Source organism: Paraburkholderia sediminicola (assembly GCF_046030555.1).
GTDB lineage: Bacteria > Pseudomonadota > Gammaproteobacteria > Burkholderiales > Burkholderiaceae > Paraburkholderia > Paraburkholderia sediminicola_E.
In genome coordinates this window covers 15,509-35,695 of the sequence record NZ_JAQQCH010000019.1, presented here as the reverse complement: position 1 = coordinate 35,695, position 20,187 = coordinate 15,509, and the positions used below count along the sequence as shown (strand labels likewise).

Annotated in this window: 15 protein-coding genes; 8 read left to right on the top strand and 7 right to left on the bottom strand. The window is 62.1% G+C overall.

Annotated features, from left to right (window positions below; all coding sequences use genetic code 11):
• Positions 1-22 precede the first annotated feature (22 nt).
• Both PQQ52_RS24630 and PQQ52_RS24625 read left to right on the top strand, forming a co-directional pair.
• Positions 23-1,489: a flippase gene (locus PQQ52_RS24630; RefSeq protein WP_408216986.1), complete on the top strand. Its 1,467-nt coding sequence runs from the start codon at positions 23-25 to the stop codon at positions 1,487-1,489.
• Positions 1,486-3,933, top strand: a complete 2,448-nt coding sequence (locus PQQ52_RS24625) for a glycosyltransferase family 4 protein (RefSeq protein ID WP_408216984.1) — start codon at positions 1,486-1,488, stop codon at positions 3,931-3,933. The genes PQQ52_RS24630 and PQQ52_RS24625 overlap by 4 nt, the downstream gene beginning before the upstream one ends.
• Before the next feature lie 289 nt (positions 3,934-4,222).
• Here PQQ52_RS24625 and PQQ52_RS24620 read toward each other — a convergent pair whose 3' ends face one another.
• Positions 4,223-5,425, bottom strand: a complete 1,203-nt coding sequence (locus tag PQQ52_RS24620; RefSeq protein WP_408216981.1) for an acyltransferase family protein — start codon at positions 5,423-5,425, stop codon at positions 4,223-4,225.
• A gap of 240 nt (positions 5,426-5,665) precedes the next feature.
• On the opposite strand from PQQ52_RS24620, the gene PQQ52_RS24615 reads away from it, so the two are divergent.
• Positions 5,666-5,809 (top strand): hypothetical protein, encoded by a 144-nt coding sequence (locus PQQ52_RS24615; protein ID WP_325043959.1) that lies wholly within the window; start codon positions 5,666-5,668, stop codon positions 5,807-5,809.
• A 314-nt stretch (positions 5,810-6,123) separates the two neighbouring features.
• The gene (galU, locus tag PQQ52_RS24610) at positions 6,124-7,041 is read left to right on the top strand and encodes a UTP--glucose-1-phosphate uridylyltransferase GalU (protein ID WP_408216979.1); all 918 of its coding nucleotides are present in this window, start codon (positions 6,124-6,126) and stop codon (positions 7,039-7,041) included.
• A 305-nt stretch (positions 7,042-7,346) separates the two neighbouring features.
• Here the strand turns inward: galU and PQQ52_RS24605 are convergent, their stop codons facing one another.
• The 5 genes from PQQ52_RS24605 to glcD form a co-directional block, all read right to left on the bottom strand.
• Positions 7,347-9,518 (bottom strand): malate synthase G, encoded by a 2,172-nt coding sequence (locus tag PQQ52_RS24605; RefSeq protein ID WP_408216977.1) that lies wholly within the window; start codon positions 9,516-9,518, stop codon positions 7,347-7,349.
• Between the two features lie 104 nt (positions 9,519-9,622).
• Positions 9,623-10,027 carry a heme-binding protein gene (locus PQQ52_RS24600; protein ID WP_120291848.1) on the bottom strand — a complete coding sequence of 135 codons (405 nt, stop codon included), beginning with the start codon at positions 10,025-10,027 and terminating at the stop codon, positions 9,623-9,625.
• Positions 10,028-10,046: 19 nt separating this feature from the next.
• On the bottom strand, positions 10,047-11,351 hold the full coding sequence (glcF, locus tag PQQ52_RS24595) for a glycolate oxidase subunit GlcF (protein ID WP_408216975.1): 1,305 nt from the start codon (positions 11,349-11,351) through the stop codon (positions 10,047-10,049).
• Positions 11,352-11,401: 50 nt separating this feature from the next.
• On the bottom strand, positions 11,402-12,469 hold the full coding sequence (gene glcE, locus PQQ52_RS24590) for a glycolate oxidase subunit GlcE (protein WP_408216973.1): 1,068 nt from the start codon (positions 12,467-12,469) through the stop codon (positions 11,402-11,404).
• Positions 12,469-13,968, bottom strand: a complete 1,500-nt coding sequence (gene glcD, locus PQQ52_RS24585) for a glycolate oxidase subunit GlcD (RefSeq protein ID WP_408216971.1) — start codon at positions 13,966-13,968, stop codon at positions 12,469-12,471. Before glcD ends, glcE begins: the two co-directional genes overlap by 1 nt.
• Positions 13,969-14,218: 250 nt before the next feature.
• Here glcD and glcC point away from each other — a divergent pair, with 250 nt between their 5' ends.
• Both glcC and PQQ52_RS24575 read left to right on the top strand, forming a co-directional pair.
• Entirely contained in the window at positions 14,219-14,986 is a 768-nt protein-coding gene (gene glcC / locus PQQ52_RS24580; RefSeq protein ID WP_408216968.1) for a transcriptional regulator GlcC, read from the top strand.
• Between the two features lie 185 nt (positions 14,987-15,171).
• Complete coding sequence (locus tag PQQ52_RS24575) at positions 15,172-16,047, top strand: MOSC domain-containing protein (protein WP_408216966.1); 876 nt, start codon at positions 15,172-15,174, stop codon at positions 16,045-16,047.
• Positions 16,048-16,142: 95 nt separating this feature from the next.
• On the opposite strand, the gene PQQ52_RS24570 is transcribed toward PQQ52_RS24575, so the two are convergent.
• Positions 16,143-16,523, bottom strand: coding sequence for a response regulator (locus PQQ52_RS24570; RefSeq protein ID WP_408216964.1), 381 nt, complete (start codon positions 16,521-16,523; stop codon positions 16,143-16,145).
• A 715-nt stretch (positions 16,524-17,238) separates the two neighbouring features.
• On the opposite strand from PQQ52_RS24570, the gene nirB reads away from it, so the two are divergent.
• Positions 17,239-19,779 (top strand): nitrite reductase large subunit NirB, encoded by a 2,541-nt coding sequence (gene nirB / locus PQQ52_RS24565; protein WP_408216963.1) that lies wholly within the window; start codon positions 17,239-17,241, stop codon positions 19,777-19,779.
• 34 nt (positions 19,780-19,813) lie between these two features.
• Positions 19,814-20,167, top strand: coding sequence for a nitrite reductase small subunit NirD (gene nirD / locus PQQ52_RS24560; protein ID WP_408216960.1), 354 nt, complete (start codon positions 19,814-19,816; stop codon positions 20,165-20,167).
• Positions 20,168-20,187: the final 20 nt, after the last annotated feature.

The window sequence follows — 20,187 nt, the reverse complement described above, 5'->3', positions numbered from 1 at the left end:
CTGATTTAACCCAAGGCATCCGATGGACAAAGGCATTCTCAAAAACGTAGCGATCAACTTTTTCGGGCTGGTGCTGCCGACTTTCGTCTCGCTCGTGACCGTGCCGTCGTATATCAAGCTGCTCGGCGTCGAGCGCTACGGCGTCATCAGTCTCGTGTGGACCTTGATCGGCTACTTCGGGATTCTCGATCTCGGCATGAGCATGGCCGCGCAGAATCACATCTCGAAGGCGCGTGCCACGGGCGACAAAAGTGAGAGCGCACGCGTGTTCTGGAGCGCGACGTGGCTCAATCTCGCGACCGGTATCGTCGGCGGGCTGATTATCTATTTCGGTGCGTTTCTGTACACCGCGTATTTCACCAAGGTGTCGCCGGAGCTGCAGCACGAGGTCTATATGGCGCTGCCGTGGCTCGCGGTGGCGATTCCGATTGCGAATGTGTCGTGGGTGTTCGCCGGGGCAATTAACGGCGCGGAACGCTTTGGTGTCTACAACACCAATCAGACCATCGGCACCTTCCTGTTCCAGTTGCTGCCGCTCGGGGCAGCATGGTGGATGGGCGCGACCCTGCAGAACGTGCTGGCCGCAGCGGTATTGGCGCGCATTCTGGCCGCGATTCTGCTGGGACGTTCCGCGCTGAAGGTGCTGGAGATTCGCAGCATTCTTCCGCCTCAGCTCGGCGTGGCGAAGGGACTCTTCAATTTCGGCGGCTGGATGCTGATTGCGAGCGTCACCAACATGATCGCCGAATCGCTCGACCGCGTGATGCTCGGCACGAGTCTCGGCGCGCGTTTTGTCACGTATTACACCGTGCCGCAGAACCTCGTGACACGTTTGAATATCGTGCCCACCGCGCTGGTGCGTACGCTGTTTCCGCGCCTGTCCGCCGTGGGCCGCGCGGATGCCGACACCATCACGCAGCAATCGCTCGAATTTCTCAATGGTGTGTTCACGCCGGTCGCGCTGGTCGCGATGCTGGTGCTCGAGCCGTTTCTGCATCTGTGGGTCGGCAACGAGATCGCCACCGTGGCGGCGCCGGTGGGCCGGATCATGATCATCGCGGTTTGGCTCGTTGGCCAGGCGAACGTCACGCGGATTCTGATCCAGTCACAGGTCAACCCGGCCACGGCCGCGCGCGTCGGTTTGTTCGAATTGCCCTTGTTTGCAGGGGCTTTGTGGCTGGCCATTACGCATTTCGGTTTGACCGGCGCGGCGATGGTCGTGGCCGGCCGGGCACTGTTCGACTACGCCGTGCTGCTGCGCCTGTCGGCGATTCGCGCCCGCCAGATCGCGCTCGACATGCTCGCCCACCTCGCGTTTCTACTGGCCAGCCTATGGCTTGCCAGTTTCCTGCCAAGTCTCGCTTTGGCGATCGTCGCCGGTCTGTTGATGGTAGGCGCGAACGTCGCCTGGTCGATCACGATGACGCCCGCTTTGCGCGATCTTGCGCGTTCACTGCTGTTGCGACTGAATCCGAGGAAAAGCGCATGAACCACGAAGTGCTTGAAGAAGCCGCGCTGCAACCCGCAACGCGCAGTGCACTGGCAGAACTCACTACTGTTCCCGGCGCTCAGGCGCCGTCCCGCCGCACGGCGATGCGCAGCGACAAGACGGTGCGTGTCGCGATCGTGCACGACTGGCTCGTCACCTATGCGGGTGCCGAGAAGGTGCTCGAGCAGATCGTCGCGTGCTTTCCGGACGCGGACCTGTTCAGCCTTGTCGATTTTCTCGACGACCGCAGCTTCCTGCGCGGCAAACCGGTTACGACCTCGTTCATCCAGACGCTGCCGCTCGCGCGCACCAAATACCGCACGTATCTGCCCTTGATGCCGCTTGCAATCGAACAGCTCGACGTGTCGGCCTACGACGTGGTGATCTCGAGCAGTCACGCGGTGGCAAAAGGGATTCTCACCGGCCCCGACCAGGTGCACATCAGCTACGTGCATTCGCCGATCCGCTATGCGTGGGATCTGCAGCACCAGTATCTGCAGCAGTCGAAGCTGACCAACGGTCCGAAATCGGCCATGGCGCGGCTGATTCTTCATTACATCCGCAACTGGGATATCCGTACGTCGAATTCGGTGGACGGCTTCGTTGCGAACTCCGACTTCATCGCGCGGCGGATCAGGAAGGTCTATCAGCGCGAAGCGCAGGTGATCTTTCCGCCGGTCGATGTCGAGGCGTTTTCGCTGTGCACCGACAAGGAAGATTTCTATCTGACCGCGTCGCGAATGGTGCCCTACAAGAAGATCGATCTGATCGTCGAGGCGTTCGCGCAGATGCCGGAGCGCAAGCTGGTGGTGATCGGCGACGGCCCCGACATGCAGAAGATCCGCGCGAAGGCGGGACCCAACGTCGAGATCATGGGCTACCAGCCGTTCAAGGTGCTCAAGGAAAAGATGAGCCGCGCGAAAGCCTTCGTGTTCGCCGCGGAAGAAGATTTTGGCATTTCCGTGGTCGAAGCGCAGGCGTGCGGTACGCCGGTGATTGCCTACGGCAAGGGCGGGGCGCTCGAAACCGTACGCGATCTGTCGGAGGCGCGGCCCACGGGCATGTTCTTCGACGATCAGAACGCCGAGTCGATCATTGCCGCGGTCGAGCGTTTCGACGACCATGTGAAGCGTTTTTCGCCAGCGGATTGCCGCGCGAACGCCGAGCAGTTCTCCGCCGCTAATTTCCGCGAGCGTTTCTTCGCTCACGTGCGGGCTTCAGTGCCAGCATTGCGCTCGGCAACACTGCCGCCGTACGCACCCTACAAAGCAGCCGTGGGTGCCAATGCGCCCCGCATTCTCGCGGTCGACCAGAGCGGTGTGCTCGGCGGCGCCGAGTTATCGCTGCTGGAGATCGTCAAAGCCCTGCGCTCGCGCATCGAAGTCGTGCTGTTCGACGACGGTCCGTTTCGCACCGCTCTGGCCAAGGCCGGCGTGACTGTCAACGTGCTGGATGCCGGCGCATTGCGCAATGTCCGTAAGCAGGGCGGTTCGTTGCCGAAGGGGCAAGCGCTCAAGGGCCTGATGTCGCTCGTGCGCGCCACTGCGAAACGCGCGCGCGATGCCGAGGTCATCTATGCCAACACGCAGCGCGCGATGGTGATCGGCGCGATTGCCGGCAAGCTTGCGAGGCGGCCGGTGGTGTGGCATCTGCGCGATATCGTGAGTCCCGAGCATTTCGGCGGCAAGCAACTGGCGATCATCAAGTGGTGTGCGCGCCTTGGCCTCACGCACGTGATCGCCAATTCCGCGGCGTCCGCTCGCGCCTTCGCGGACCTGACGCGCTTCGACAAAAAGCGTATCGACGTGGTGTTCAACGGTATTTCCGCGGCGCCGTTCGACGCCTTGCGCACGATCCCGCCAGCGACGCTGCGCCAGCGCCTGAACTTGCCGCAGGACGCATTTCTGGTCGGCTCGTTCAGCCGCCTTGCGCGCTGGAAGGGGCAACACGTGCTGCTCGAGGCGATGGTCCTCAATCCCCACATGCATGCGGTGCTGGTGGGTGCGCCGCTGTTCGGCGAAGACGCGTACGAGATCGAACTGCACGCCTTCGTCGCCGCACACAACCTCGGCGGACGGGTGCATTTCCTCGGCTTCCAGCACGACATTGCGGCTTGCATGTGCGCGGTCGATGCCGTCGTTCATACGTCGATCACGCCGGAGCCGTTCGGCCGCGTGATCGTCGAGGGCATGCTGGCGCAGCGGCCGGTGGTGGCGGCACGCGCGGGCGGCGTGCTCGAGATCATCGACGATTACGAAAACGGCGTGCTATGCACCCCCGGCGACGCACATGGTCTCGCCGACACGCTCGCCGAATTACGCTCAAACGACGACCTGCGCAACAAGCTGGTCAGGAACGGCTATCAGACGGCGTTGAGCCGGTTCGGCACTACGACCTATGTCGAGGGTGTCGAGCGGATTCTGAAGCGCGTGGCGGGGCGTTAAAGCGCTTGCGCGCGCGGTTGAACGGTGGAGTTCGAGTGGGATTCGGGTGAGGCTGAGCGGTTGAATTAACGCGAGGGGTAGGCGGGGACCTGGCCGGTTCCTGTCGTTAGCGCAGCGGAGCGAAAGTCCTAAGGACTCTCGCTCCGTTTTTTTGCGCCGCGCGCCGCTTAGGCAGCCGGGTTGTACAGCGTGGTCCCGGCGGCACGTCACGGCTTGCTTACATTGTCGAAGGAGAAACCTGTTTCTGAACTGAACATTGTGTTTCCCCGGCCTTTCTACCGCATCGCTCTCAGGCTGGCTTCACTCCACTCTTCGGTTTGAAACTCGCGGACCACTTCATCGCCGGCAGTTCGACCAGCCGGTAGAACACATACGCCACCGGCACGGCCACCAGCATGTAGCCGAATGAAGGCCAGATCGACATCTGCAGCGACGAACGGAACAGGATCGACGACAGCAGCACGAAGATCGGCAGATGGATCAGATAGAGCGAGAAGCTGAAATCGCCGAATCGTGACAGGAGGCGCACGCCCGGCGTGTCCGCATGACGGCGTTCCAGCGCCTTGTACAGGTAGAACGCGAAGCCGATCGCCCAGAACTGGAATGCGCCGTACTGGCCGAAATGGAACGCGGCGCAACCGAGTGCGATGAACGCCGCGGCGAGCACATAGAGCCAGGCCGGCGAGCGCGCGTCCGGAGCGGCATGGGCCTTCGCATCGGCGATCCACGCACCGAGCATCCACGAAAACCAATAGGACGTGAAAAACTGAATATCGTGGCGCTCGAGCACATAGGCCGACACCACGTTGATGACCGCGACGATCGCCAGCACGGAAGTCATGCCCAGACGCCGGCGCAGTGCGAATAGCAGGGGATAGATCGCATAGAACTGCACTTCGAGCGAAAGCGTCCAGAGCGCGCCGTTCGACCCATAGGTCTTGCCGGCTACGCCTTGCAGCGAAACCAGATTGACGAGGAACGCCTGCAGGCCGATCTCGCGGATCTTGTGATTGACCGGCGGCAACTGCAAGCTGACCCAGTCGAGTGCCAACGTCAGTACGAGCGCCGCCAGCAACACCGGATAAATGCGCGCGAAACGGCGTACCCAGAAATTGCCGGCGTCGAGCCGGTAGTCGGGATTTTTTGCCAGTCGCAGTGCGCCGCCGCGATGAATGCAGTAGCCACTGATCACGAAGAAAATCGGCACGCCAGCCGAGCCCCACGCAATCGGGAACGTCAGATAAGCGGCAATCGTACTCAGACTGAATGAATGGCCGACAGTTTGGTGAAAGGTCTGCATGCCGACCCATTCGACCTGGCGGCAGTGAAAATACGCGACCAGAAGCGCGGCGAAGCCGCGCATTGCGTCGATGACATGTTCCTTGCCGGCGCTGTCGGCGCGCGCTTCGCTCTGCGCGCGCGGTGCCGTGGCCGGTCGTGACGGGGAGAGGGGCAGGGATGAGCCGGCGGCATCCAGTGCTGAGTCGCTCATACGCGGTCCTTATTCTGACGGAGGAAAAAGCTTATTCCCGGGCGCCACACGCGCCCGCGATGCATGACATGCTAGTGCACCGTGGCCGCAAAAAATGGATAAAAAATTGCATGCCAATTTGAATTAAATGGCGATTTTGTGACGGATTGTAATTACGCATAAGCACTTGCTACATCGAATTATTTGCCGGTTTTGTCGTGTTAATTTAAGACACGGATTCTCTTGACCTGAGGTGAAGTCATGAACCTGCATTTACTCGCCGGCATTGCCGTGCTACTGATCCTTGTCGCCGCCTCCGCTTACCGGGAGGCCCTGCGCAACGAGCCGATCCGCCGTTTTCGCATCAACCCGGCCAAGCTGCCCCAGCTCGACGAGAACGAATGAGCGGTGCCGGAGCGTACTCAAGCGCGGCCGCGATTCGCGTCAGGACGCGCCTGGGTCGCCGACTATCCGTTTCGGCGGGTTTCGGCGGATGCGTAAAATTTTCGGAATTTCCGAAAATAATTCAATTCAGATACGTAATTGTTTCCTGGCGCATGTCACGATCCGGAATATCGAAATGGAATCGACTTATTTATTCGAATCGAGAAAATTTAACGCGTGAAATGGATTAATTTTTTGTTAGTCTTTTCGGCGACATCGAGTGGCCGCCAGGCCCGCGAACACACCAATTTCTAACCGATGTGGGAATGCCTACCATGCTGAAAGTCACCAAAGCCGTGTTTCCCGTAGCGGGCCTCGGGACACGATTCCTGCCGGCTACCAAAGCAAGCCCCAAGGAAATGCTGCCTATCGTCGACAAGCCGCTGATCCAATACGCGGTTGAAGAGGCCATTGCCGCCGGCATCACCGAGATGATCTTCGTGACGGGCCGCAGCAAGCGCGCCATCGAAGATCATTTCGACAAATCCTACGAGATCGAAGCGGAACTCGAAGCGCGCAACAAGCAGAAGCTGCTCGACCTCGTGCGCAGCATCAAGCCGGCCAACGTCGACTGCTTCTACGTCCGTCAAGCCGAAGCACTCGGTCTGGGCCACGCGGTGCTGTGCGCCGAGAAACTGGTGGGCGAGAGCCCGTTCGCCGTGATTCTGGCTGACGACTTGCTGCACAGCTCGAAGCCGGTGATGAGCCAGCTCGTCGACACATTCAACCACTATCACAGCTCGGTGATCGGCGTCGAAACCATCGCACGCGAAGACAGCCGTTCGTATGGCGTGGTGGATGGCAAGGAGTGGGAAGACAATGTGATCAAGCTGTCGGGCATCATCGAAAAACCGGCACCGGACAAGGCACCGTCGAATCTTGGCGTGGTGGGCCGCTATGTGTTGATGCCGACGATCTTCAAGCATATCCGTGCGCTCAAGCCGGGCGCCGGCGGTGAACTGCAATTGACCGACGCCGTGCAATCGCTGTTGACCGAAGAGCAGGTGCTCGCCTATCGCTACTTCGGCACACGCTTCGATTGCGGCAGCAAGCTCGGTTATCTGAAGGCGACAGTGGAATTCGCGCTGCGCCATCCAGAAGTGAAGGCGGAGTTCGAAGCGTATTTGCACTCGTATATGCAGGCGAATATGCCGGCCAGCGTGCCGGCCCAGTATACGGCTGAAGCGGCTTAACTGGGTAGGAGACCGAGGAGACAGGGCTTCCTGGGAAGCCCGACGATTTCGGGCGGCTCGAATTCAGAACACGAGCGCGTGGCGCTAATCGGCGGCACGAACATGCCGTCAGAACGCGCTGTCTGAACGCAAGGACTGGCTTCACCGCCGCAAATGTTTCACGCAGAAGCAACGCGCAGCACTACCGCGCAAATTAAAACGGGCGCCGCATCATGCGGCGCCCGTCTTTCTTTCCGGCGTGGTTCGCGGTGTAGTCCGGGCCCAGAAAATCGAGCCTTGGACCCAAGCCACGGACCAAACAGCCTTTACTGCGCCTTCTTCACTTCCAGCCGGAACTTGTGCAGCAACGGTTCCGTATAGCCGCTCGGCTGCTGGCGTCCTTCGAACACCAATGCCTGCGCGGCCTTGAATGCCAGCGTATCGAAACCCGGCGCCATCGGCTGGTAGTGCGGGTCGCCCGCGTTCTGCTCGTCGACCACCTTCGCCATGCGCTTGAAAGTCTCTTCGACGAGTTCACGCGTCACCACGCCATGATGCAACCAGTTGGCGATGTGCTGACTGGAGATACGCAGCGTCGCACGGTCTTCCATCAGGCCGACGTTGTGAATGTCCGGCACCTTCGAGCAGCCGACACCCTGATCGATCCAGCGCACCACGTAGCCGAGAATGCCCTGTACGTTGTTCTCGACTTCGCTGCGGATCTCGTCCGCGTTCCACTTCGCCTCTGCGACGACCGGGATCGTCAGCAGGCCGTCGAGCAGTTCGTCGCGCACTTTCGCGTAGTCCGTGCGTTCGAGTTCCTGCTGAACCGCTTGCACGTCGACCTGGTGATAGTGCAACGCGTGCAGCGTCGCGGCGGTCGGCGAGGGCACCCATGCAGTGTTTGCGCCAGCCTTCGGATGCGCGATCTTCTGTTCGAGCATCGCATGCATCAGGTCCGGCATCGCCCACATGCCCTTGCCGATCTGCGAGCGGCCACGCAGGCCCGCGCTCAAACCGACCAGCACGTTGCTGCGCTCGTACGCGGTGATCCATGCGCTCGACTTCATGTCGCCCTTGCGCATCATCGGACCGGCTTCCATCGCCGTGTGCATTTCGTCGCCGGTGCGGTCGAGGAAACCCGTGTTGATGAACGCGACACGTTCGGACGCTTCGCCGATACAGGCGAGCAGATTGACGGAGGTGCGGCGCTCCTCGTCCATGATGCCCATCTTGATCGTGTTGCGCGGCAGCTTCAGCAGATCTTCGACACGCGCGAACAGTTCGCTTGCGAATGCGACTTCGGCGGGGCCGTGCATTTTCGGCTTCACGATATAGATCGAGCCGGTGCGCGAATTCAGCTTGTGCTTGCGGTCGTGCAGTGCGCACAGCGTGGTGATGACGCCGTCGAGAATGCCTTCCGGAATCTCCTGACCGTCTTTGGTCAGCACCGCCGGGTTCGTCATCAAATGACCGACGTTACGAATGAACAGCAGCGAGCGGCCATGCAGCTTAACCGGCTTGCCGTCCGCGCCGGTGTACTCGCGATCGGCATTCAGACGGCGCGTGAAAGTCTTGCCGCCCTTCGTGACTTCTTCCGTCAGGTTGCCGTTCATCAGACCGAGCCAGTTGCGATAGAGCTGGACCTTGTCGTCCGCATCCACGGCGGCAACCGAGTCTTCGCAGTCGATGATCGTGCTCACCGCGGCTTCGACCAGCACATCTTTCACGTGCGCCGAATCGGTCTTGCCGATCGAATCGCTCGCGTCGATCTGGATTTCGAAGTGCAGGCCGTTGTGCTTCAACAGCACGGCCGACGGTGCGCTCGCGTCGCCCTGATAGCCGATGAACTGCACCGGCGTCTTCAGTTCGGTCTTGCCGCTCTTCTGTGTAACGATGAGCTTGCCGCCTTCGACGCTATACAGCGTGGCGTCGACGTGCGAGCCGTTCGCGAGCGGCGCGGCCTGATCGAGAAACGTGCGGGCATAAGCGATCACCGCGGCGCCGCGCGCCGGATTGAAGGCCTTCTGCTTTTCAGCGCCGTTGGTCTCGGGGATCGCATCGGTGCCGTACAGCGCGTCGTACAGGCTGCCCCAGCGTGCGTTGGCAGCGTTCAGCGCATAGCGCTGATTCGACAGCGGCACCACGAGTTGCGGGCCGGCCTGTTCGGCGATTTCGGTGTCCACGTGGTCGGTCGTGGCTTTGACGCTTGCCGGCGACGGCACGATGTAGCCGATGCCTTCGAGGAAGGCGCGGTACGCGTGCAGATCGCGCACCGGACCCGGATTGGCGCGATGCCAGGTGTCGAGTTCGGTTTGCAGGCGGTCGCGCTCGGCCAGCAGCGCACGGTTCTTGGGCGCCAGCTCGTGCACGAGGGCGTCGAAACCCGACCAGAATGCGGCGCTGTCGATACCGGTGCCGGGCAGGGCTTCGGTTTCGACGAACTGGTCGAGGTTGGCGGCGACTTGCAGTCCACCGCGCGGGTTCATCTGAGTCATCGACTGCTCCATCTCTGAATGGGACCGATGTGGGGGCACCGGTCCCTGTTGTGCTTCTTGCTTTTATTGATGCCGCTTTGAACGCATCCGAACGGATGTCGAACTTAAGCGGCGATCGCTTGAATACCCGCCTTGGCGATTTGCGCGTCCTGATCCGACTTGACGCCCGAGACGCCGACCGCGCCAACCACCTGGCCGTCGACGATCACCGGCACGCCGCCTTCCAGCGTGCCTTGCAACGGCGCGCTCAGGAATGCCGTGCGGCCGTTGTTGATCATGTCTTCGTACACCTTGGTTTCGCGGCGGCCGATCGCCGACGTGCGGGCCTTTTCCGTCGCGATGTACGAGCTGGCCGGCGCGCTGCCGTCCAGACGCAGCATGCCGAGTGGGTGGCCACCGTCGTCGACCACCACGATAGCGACGGCCCACTGGTTCTTCTCAGCTTCCGCGCGGGCGGCTTCGAGGATTCGGGTCGTTTCGGCAACGGTCAAAACGGGTTTGCTCAGCATAATGAATTTCCTGTTTCGTTTATGGTAGGGATGCTTCTACAAGTTCTATCCAGTGGCGCACCGGGGTGCGCCCGGCGCCGTCCAGATGCGTCTGGCAACCGATGTTGGCCGTGGCGATCACCTCCGGTTTGCCGCTTTCCAGCGCGTCGAGCCTGCTGTTCCGTAATCTTTCCGCAAGCTCCGGCTGGGTGATCGAATACGTGCCCGCCGATCCGCAACACAGATGGGCGTCGGGCACGGCGGTGAGATCGAAACCGAGCCGTTGCAGGACCGATTCGACCGCGCCGCCCAGCTTCTGCGCATGCTGCAACGTGCAGGGGCAGTGAAACGCGATTTTCCGCCGCGTGTCATTTGGCAACCGCGCTGGCAACTGCGTTGGCACCTGCGCTGGCCCCTGCGTGGGCAACTGCGCCGGCGATTGACTCGCCTGCAACTGATCGAGCGGCTCGTTAGCCAATACCTCCACGAGGTCTCGCGCCAGTTCGCTGACCCGCTGCGCTTTTGACGCATAGCCAGGGTCGTTGCGCAACAGATGCCCGTACTCCTTGACGAACGCGCCGCAGCCGCTTGCGGTTTGCACGATCGCCTCGGCGCCGGCCTCGATGGCGGGCCACCACGCGTCGATATTGCGCCGGGCCCGCGCAAGGCCTGCCTCTTGCGCATTCAGATGATAATCGGTCGCCCCACAGCAACCGGCCCGCCTGGCATCCACGATGCTGATGCCCAGCCGGTCCAGCACGCGCGCGGCGGCCGCGTTGGTGTTCGGCGACAGCGCGGGTTGCACGCAGCCTTCCAGCATCAGCATTGTGCGCGGATGCCGCGACGCCGGCCTCGGTTTTGTCCCAGCGTTTGCCCGAGCGCTTCGCTTGGGGATTTTACGTCCAAGCGCGGCCGGAAGAAACGGCCGCATGGCCTGGCCGGTTTCAAGCAGCACGCGGAATACGGCGGAATTCGGGATCACGCGGCGCAAACCCTCGCGCAGCAGGCGCTCCGAAGCAGGGCGAACAATCCGCCGTTCCAGTTCCGCGCGGCCGATATCGAGCAGCGCATGATAGGTGACACCCGACGGGCAGGTGGTTTCACAGTTGCGGCAACTCAGGCAGCGGTCGAGGTGCAACTGGGTTTTCTGCGTGACCGGCTCGCCTTCCAGCATCTGTTTGATCAGATAAATGCGGCCGCGCGGGCCGTCGAGTTCGTTGCCGAGCAGCTGATAGGTCGGGCAGGTCGCATTGCAGAAGCCGCAATGCACGCACGAGCGCAGGATCTGTTCGGCTTCGTCGGCGCGTGACAGGGTTTTGGCGGCGTCGCTGAGATTGGTTTGCATGATGTCGTTTGCCTTCAGGGCTTCACAGGCCGATGTTCACAGACCCGCATTCACAGGCCGGCATAAAGGCGGCCGGGGTTGAAGAGGCCGCGCGGATCGAGTTGCTGCTTTAACTGCTGGTGAAAGCGCAGCAGCGCTTCAGGCAGCGGTGTGAACGGCTCGGCGTCCGCGCGTGGCGTGAAGCAGGTTGCGTGGCCGCCCGCGGCGTGCGCAATCTGGCGGATCGTCGCGGCCGGCGCATCGCTTTTCAGCCAGCGCTGCGCGCCGGCCCAGTCGAGCAGCGTGTCGCCGGGCAAGCGGGTCAGCGGCGAAGCGTTCGGCAGCGAGAGGCGCCACAACGGGCGCGGGTCGTCGAAAAATGCCAGACGGTGTTCACGCAGCGCGTCCCAGAACTGCGCATCGAGTTCGGAGCCGCCGATCCGATCCACGGCCGAAGCCACCGACCCCGTGCCGCCTTCGAGCCGCACATGCAGGCGTCCGTCGACGTGACAGGCGCCGCTGACCGGTAATGCCGCCTTGCGCCACGCGGACAGTTCGCGCAGCGCTTCGGCTGCGTCGAGATCGAGCGTGAGACTGCCGGTCGCGCGCGGCTTCGGCAACACCTTGAGCGACACTTCGGTGATCAGGCCGAGGCAGCCGAAGCTGCCGGCCAGCAGGCGCGAGACGTCATAGCCCGCGACGTTCTTCATGACTTCACCGCCGAAGCGCAACTGTTTGCCGCTACCTGTAATGACGCGGCATCCCAGCACGAAGTCGCGTACCGAACCGGACCACGGCCGGCGCGGACCGGCGAGACCGGCGGCAACCATCCCGCCGACGGTGGCCGTGCCGTCGAAGGCCGGCGGTTCGCAAGGCAGCATCTGACCGGCCGCGTCGAGCGCGGCGTTCAGTTCAGCGACGGGTGTCCCGGCACGCGCCGTGATCACGAGTTCGGTCGGGTCGTAGCTGACAATGCCGCGATGCGAGCGCGTGTCAATTGGCGTGCCTGGCACCAGGCGTCCGAGAAAAGCCTTGCTGTTGCCGCCGCGAATTTTCAGCGGCGAACCGCTGGCCCATGCTTGCGAGACTTCGGCGACGAGCCGCTCGCAATCGTCCATCGATACCGGTTCGATCAGCATCAGAAACGCTCCAGTTCAGGAAAGGGCAGTGCGCCGTGGTGGACATGCATCGAACCGAATTCGGCGCAGCGATGCAGGGTCGGCACATTCTTGCCGGGGTTCAGGAGGCCGCTCGGGTCGAAGGCGGCTTTAAGCGCGTGGAAGAAGCTCAGTTCGTCGCTATTGAACTGCGCGCACATCTGGTTGATCTTTTCGCGACCCACGCCGTGTTCGCCGGTGATGCTGCCACCCACCGCCACGCAGAGTTCGAGTATCTTCGCGCCGAGGGTTTCGGCGCGTTCGGTTTCGCCGGGTGCGTTCGCATCGAACAGGATCAGCGGATGCATGTTGCCGTCGCCTGCATGAAACACGTTGGCCACGCGCAGGCCATATTCGTTCGACAGGTCTTCGATGCCTTTGAGCACACGCGGCAATTCGCGGCGCGGGATCGTGCCGTCCATGCAGTAGTAATCCGGCGAGATGCGGCCCACTGCAGGGAATGCGTTCTTGCGGCCCGCCCAGAAACGCTGGCGTTCGGCTTCATCTTTCGCAAGCCGGATGTCGGTTGCGCCCGCCGCGCGCAGGAGCGCCTCGACCCGCTCCACGTCTTCCTGCACGTCGCTTTCCGCGCCGTCGACTTCGCACAGCAGGATCGCTTCGGCGTCGACGGGATAGCCTGCGTGGATAAAGTCTTCCGCGGCGCGAATCGCGAGGTTGTCCATCATTTCGAGGCCGCCCGGGATCACGCCTGCGCCGATGATCTGCGCGACCGCCGCGCCGGCTTTCTCGACGTCGTCGAAACTGGCGAGCAGCACCTTGGCGCTTTGCGGCTTGGTGAGCAGCTTCACGGTGACTTCGGTGACGATGCCGAGCATGCCTTCCGAGCCGGTGAAGAGTGCGAGGAAATCGAATCCGGGCGCGTCCAGCGCATCGGAGCCGAGCGTGATGCGCTTACCGTCGATCGTGAGAATCTCGAGCTTCAGGATGTTGTTGACGGTCAGTCCGTACTTCAGGCAGTGCACGCCACCTGCGTTTTCCGCGACGTTGCCGCCGATCGAGCAGGCAATCTGCGACGACGGGTCCGGCGCGTAATACATACCATGGGGTGCGGCGGCTTGCGAGATCGCGAGATTGCGCACACCGGGTTGCACGCGGGCAATGCCGGCCTCGGGATCGACGTCGAGAATCCGGTTAAAGCGTGCCATGACCAGCAGAATGCCTTTGTCCAACGGCAGCGCGCCGCCCGACAAACCGGTACCGGCGCCGCGCGCGACCACTGGAATCTTTTTGGCATTGGCGAATTTCAGCAACGCTTCGACCTGTTCGACCTTGTCGGGGAGCGCGACCAGCATCGGCGTCGCGCGATAGGCGGCGAGGCCGTCGCATTCGAACGGACGTAGATCTTCCTGTTCATGGAGGACGTGCAGATCGGGGATCAACGCTTGCAGTTGCGCGACGACAGTGGCTTTGTCGTGTGTCGCAAGCGCGCCGTCGATGCGCTCGTCGTAGTGATAGCTCATGTGGGAGTCTCCTGATGCCGCGCGAACCTGGCGGTCATACCCGTGGGCACGGGCGCGCGAACGTGTCTCAGGCGGGATTGTTGCGGCTACGGGCGTTGATGTCGACCGGTTGCGCAAGTGGTCGTACCAGTTTTTGATTTCGCATTTTTAAAGCGGATGCGCTGGATGATTTACTACATATAGGGATCAGCGGATAAACCAGACTCAGACGTGTTAGCATTTCAAGGTGGTCATACCAGTTGGAATTACAATGCGGACAGCGGATCAGGAAAGCTCGCGGCTGGTGGCGGACGTCGTCGCCGAGCGTATTGAACGATTGATCGTTGATGGCGTGCTGAAAACGGGGCAGGTGCTGCCGTCCGAGCGGCGTCTCACCGACAAGCTCGGCGTGTCGCGCACGGCGCTGCGCGAAGGGCTCAAGCTCTTGCGGGCACGTGGCATCATCGAGACCTCACACGGCAAAGGCTCGTTCGTCGCGAGCCTCACCGCGCAACCCACGCTCACGCCGATGATGCATCTGCTCGGTTCGCAGCCGCGCACGCTCTACGATCTGTTCGAAGTGCGCGCCTTGCTCGAAGCGGAGTCCGCGCGGCTTGCCGCGTTGCGCGGCACGGCCGCCGACTTCGTGCTGATCACGCGACGCTACGAAGAAATGCTCGCGGCGCATGGCAAGGAGACGAGTGCGTCGACCCACGCGCGACTCGATCATGCATTTCACCTCGCGATTTGCGAGGCATCGCATAACCCGGTGCTGGTGCATACCTTGAGCACGCTGACCGATCTGCTACTGAGTTCGGTGTTCGCGTCGGTGAACAATCTTTATCACCGCGAGCCGCAAAAGCGGGTAATCGATCGCCAGCATGCACGGCTCTACAACGCGGTCACCGGCAAGCTGCCCGAACAGGCGCGTAAGGCCGCAGCCGATCATATCGACAGCGTGTGTGCGAACCTGCGGGAAATCGAACAGGAAGAGCAGCGGCTCGTGCGCGCAACGTTGCGGCTGGAAGGCTGGGAATAGTAGGGCACAGCGATTTCCACTTCAAGGCATGAAGTCATTGGCGCAGCGTTTTCAGCGCAGGTGGTGCGCATGGGATGCAGACGGGCGCTATGACGTCGCCGAGATGGCGCGCCCTAAGCGCTTTGCAATCCGCTTTACAATCGGGTATTAACACAAGAAATCGCGTGTTCCCCACGCGCCATATCATGCCTACGATCAGCGAGCTGTTTGTCTATCCAATCAAATCCTGCGCCGGCATTGCGCTCAATCAGGCACGCCTGCTCGCCACCGGCCTCGAATACGATCGATGCTGGATGGTCACCGACCCGAGCGGCGCGATGCTCACGCAGCGTGCGTACCCACGCATGGCGCTGATTCAGGTCGAACTCGGCGAACACGAACTCGTGATGCGCGCGCCGGGCATGAGCGAATTGCGCACGCCGCTCGACGCCGCCGCACTAGGCGCACCACAAAAGGTGCAAACCGAGGTATGGCGCGACGCGGCCTACGGGCTCGACACTGGCGAAGAGAGCGCCACCTGGTTTTCAGCGTTTCTCGGCGTGCCGGCACGCCTTCTGCGCTTCAATCCCGAGCGCGAGCGAATCGTCGACCCGGACTACACCGGCAGCGTCGGCGGCGCCACCACGCATTTCGCCGATGGTTTTCCGCTGCTGGTGATCGGCCAGGCTTCGCTCGACGATCTGAATGTGCGCCTCAACAGTAAGGGCGCGCCGTCGATTCCGATCAACCGGTTTCGCCCCAACGTCGTGCTCGCGGGACTCGATGCATACGAAGAGGATTACGTCGAGAGCCTGAGCGTCGAAGGCGTCGAGGATGTGGCCGTGCAATTGCAACTGGTCAAATTGTGCTCGCGCTGTCCAATGCCGACCATCGATCAGGCGAAGGGCGCGCCCGATCCTGACTGGCCGAACGAACCCACCGACACGATGAGTGTTTACCGGGCGAACCCGCAACGAGACGGGGCATTGACGTTCGGCAACAATGCAATCGTCGCGCGGGGAGCGGGGGCGTGGCTAAGGGTTGGGCAAGCGGTCGAAGCCGAATTGGGTTTTGGCGATTAGACCGCGGTTCGGGGCGGAATTGAGTTGAGCGTCTGGCGCGTGGAGCGCCACGGCGCCTGGCGTCTCACCCCTTCACCGAGGCATGTTGTGCCCAGCTAATGCCGATCACGCCCGATCAGCACTGCGAGGATCACCTGCATCGACACGGGTTTGACGAAATGATGGTTGAATCCGGAGCGTAACGATTCGTTCCTGTCCTCGTCGCGCGCGAGGCCGGTCACGGCGACGAGCGTGGGCGCCGGCGTGTCGGCTACGCAGCGGATGCGCCGGGCGACCGCGCGCCCGTCGAGACGCGGCATTTCGACGTCGAGCAGTGCGGCTGCCGGGTGCCATGCGCAATACTGCGCGAGCGCGTCGAGGCCGTTACGCGCGGTCCGGACGTCGAAACCATGCGCGCTGAAAAAGAGGACGTAGGCGGCCAGCAGATTCGGATCGTCGTCCGCGATCAGGAGGCGTGCGGCATCGTCAGTGGACATCCGGTTTCTCCAGGTTGCGTTCCTTGTATTGAGCAATTTGAAGTCCCGATAGATTCGACGCTCGCTGTTTTGTTTTCTTCGATCACTCCGGCGAGGCATCAGGCACCGCTTTCGCGCCGCGCGTGCGTCGATCGTGATCGACAATTCCGGAAACGATCCGGTTTATAAAGACCATCGCACAGCGCAGATCTACACGTTGAGCAGTTACATTTCCGTACCGATTTGGCCGATCGGCGCTTGAGTTCACGCGGCACCACGCTCGATTGCCTCGTCTGCGACGAACGTTTCAGCAGGCATGGCCGCCAGGTCGCCGAGTGATTCTTTGCTTCCCTTACTCCCGCGTTTGACACGCTCTCCGCGCGCACGCGTACAGTGCTGCGTCGCACCATCCCTGTGCTTCGCTGCATCAAACCGTGCCGTGCCCCCTGCCGCGAGCATGCCTCTGCCATTTGCCCTCAAGCCAGGCGCCACGGCGCTTCAGCGGATATTTCGCGCAATTGGCACAGCCTTTGCGTTAAGCGTTGCCAGCGGATCAACGTAGATCCGTCGTGAGTGCGACAACAACGTACTCACTGCGGTACAGGTCAGGACAACGGCGTCCCCCGAATTCAGTCATCGACTGGGTTCGCGGGACGCCGTTTTTATTTCCGGAATCTCTTTCGTCCGATGCCCCACGTCAGCGATCGAAGCACAGCACATTGAGGAAGCCGCGGTCATGAAAATCATCGTTATCGGTCACGGGATGGTAGGCCACAAACTGGTCGAATGCCTGGCACAGGACGCGGCGCATGGCCTCGACATCACTGTGCTGTGCGAAGAATCCCGGCCGGCATACGATCGCGTGCACCTGTCCGAATTCTTCGCGGGCAAGACGGCCGACGATCTGTCGCTCGTCGAGCCGGGCTTCTTCGAACGCCAGAACGTCTTGTTGAAGCTGAGTGCGAAAGCGGTGGCGATCGATCGCGACGCGCGCAGCGTGACGGTATCGACCGGTGAGACATTGCCGTACGACAAGCTGGTGTTCGCCACGGGCTCCTATCCGTTCGTGCCGCCCGTGCAGGGCCGCGAGCGGGCCGACTGCTTCGTCTACCGCACCATTGAGGATCTCGAAGCCATGCAGGAATGCGGCGCGCGTTCGAAGACCGGTACGGTGGTCGGCGGCGGTCTGCTTGGCCTCGAATGCGCGAAGGCATTGCGCGACATGGGTCTGGAAACGCACGTGGTCGAATTCGCGCCGCGCCTGATGGCGGTGCAGGTGGATGACGGCGGCGGCCGCGTGCTGCGCACCAGGATTGAAGAACTCGGCCTGACGGTCCACACACAGAAGAACACCTCGGCGATTGTGGACGGCGAGAACGGTACGCACCGCATGCAATTCGCCGACGGCAGCTTCCTCGACACCGACATGATCGTTTTCTCAGCGGGCATTCGGCCGCGTGACGACCTCGCACGCGAAAGCGGCCTGGCGCTCGGGCAACGTGGCGGCATTGTGATCGATAACGCATGCCGCACCAGCGACCCGCACATCTACGCAATCGGCGAGTGTGCGCTGTGGAACGGGCAACTGTTCGGCCTCGTCGCGCCCGGTTATGACATGGCGCGCACGGTGGCGAAGCAACTGCTCGGCGATTCGGCGGAATTCGCCGGCGCCGATATGAGCACCAAACTGAAACTGATGGGCGTGGATGTTGCCAGCATCGGCGATGCGCACGGCAACACGCCGGGCAGCCGCACCTATCAGTTCAGCGACGAACGTAAGCAGGTCTACAAGAAGCTGGTGGTGTCCGATTGCGGCAAGTATCTGCTCGGCAGCGTGATGGTGGGCGACGCGAGCGAGTACGGCACGCTGCTGCAGATGATGCTGAACCGGATCGAGTTGCCGGCGTCGCCCGAATTCCTGATCCTGCCGTCGTCCGACGGTCAGGCAAAGCCGGCGCTCGGTGTCGAGGCGTTGCCCGCCGCCGCGCAGATCTGCTCGTGCAACAACGTCTCGAAGGGCGACCTGTGCGCGGCCGTCTGCGCGGGCGCGACCGACATCGGCGCGTTGAAGTGCGCGACTCAGGCGGGCACCTCGTGCGGCGGTTGCGTGCCACTCGTCACGCAGGTGATGAAGGCCGAGATGAAGAAGCAGGGCCTCGCGGTCAACAACCACGTCTGCGAGCACTTCCCGTATTCACGCCAGGAGTTGTATCACCTCGTGCGCGTGGAAGGCATGCGTAGTTTCGGCGAATTGCTGGCGAAGCATGGGCACGGCTTCGGCTGCGATATCTGCAAGCCGGCCGTGGCAAGCATCCTCGCGTCATGCTGGAACGAATTCGTGCTGAAGAAGGAGCACGCCTCGCTGCAGGACACCAACGACTACTACCTCGCCAACATCCAGCGCGACGGCACCTATTCGGTGGTGCCGCGCATGGCAGGCGGCGAGGTGACGCCTGACGGTTTGATCGCGGTCGGCCAGGTGGCGAAGAAATACGGCCTCTACACGAAGATCACCGGCGGCCAGCGGGTCGACCTGTTCGGCGCGCGGGTCGAGCAACTGCCGTTCATCTGGGAAGAGCTGATCGCGGCCGGGTTCGAATCGGGTCATGCGTACGGAAAATCGCTGCGCACGGTGAAGTCGTGCGTCGGTTCGACGTGGTGCCGCTACGGCGTCGGTGATTCGGTGGGCCTCGCGGTCGAACTCGAGAATCGCTACAAGGGTCTGCGCACGCCGCACAAGATCAAGTTCGGCGTATCCGGCTGCACGCGCGAATGCGCGGAAGCACAAGGCAAGGACGTCGGCATCATCGCGACCGAGAAGGGCTGGAACCTCTACGTCTGCGGCAACGGTGGCATGAAACCGCGCCATGCCGAACTGCTCGCCTCGGACCTCGATAAGGAAACGCTGGTGCGCTACATCGACCGCTTCCTGATGTTCTACGTGCGCACGGCGGACCGTTTGCAACGCACCAGCGTGTGGCGCGACAACCTCGAAGGCGGCCTCGACTATCTGGTCGGCGTGGTCGTCAACGATCGTCTGGGTGTGGCCGCGGAACTCGAAGTCGAAATGCAGCACGTGGTGGACACCTACGAATGCGAATGGAAGAAAGCCGTCACCGATCCTGAAACGCGCAAGCGCTTCCGTCACTTCGTCAACAGCGGCGAGCCGGACAGCCATATCACCTTTGTCGAGGAACGCGGCCAGATCCGGCCGGCGACAGTGGCCGAGCGGCGATCGACGCTCGCTTCGATTCCTGTGATTGTCGAAACCGTTTGATTCTTTCTTGCGTCAGTCACCGAGGACCTCCGCCATGAACCATGACCGCCTTCCGCTTACCTGGATACCAGTTTGCCCGCTCGACGAGATCGTTCCCAACACGGGCGTGTGCGCGCTCGTCAACGGTGAACAGGTCGCGGTATTTCATGTGGACAACGGCAACGCGGACAGCGTCGTGTATGCGATCGAAAACTACGATCCGGGCTCGCAAGCGGCGGTGCTCTCGCGCGGCCTGATCGGCAGTCTCGGCGAGCGTCTCGTGGTCGCCTCGCCGATCTACAAGCATCACTTCGATCTGCGCACCGGCGAGTGCCTCGAAACACCGGTGTATTCCGTCAGCGCGTTCGCCGCGCGAGTGGAAAGTGGGCAAGTGTGGGTCGCGATGTGAGTCGCTGATTGTTGTCAACT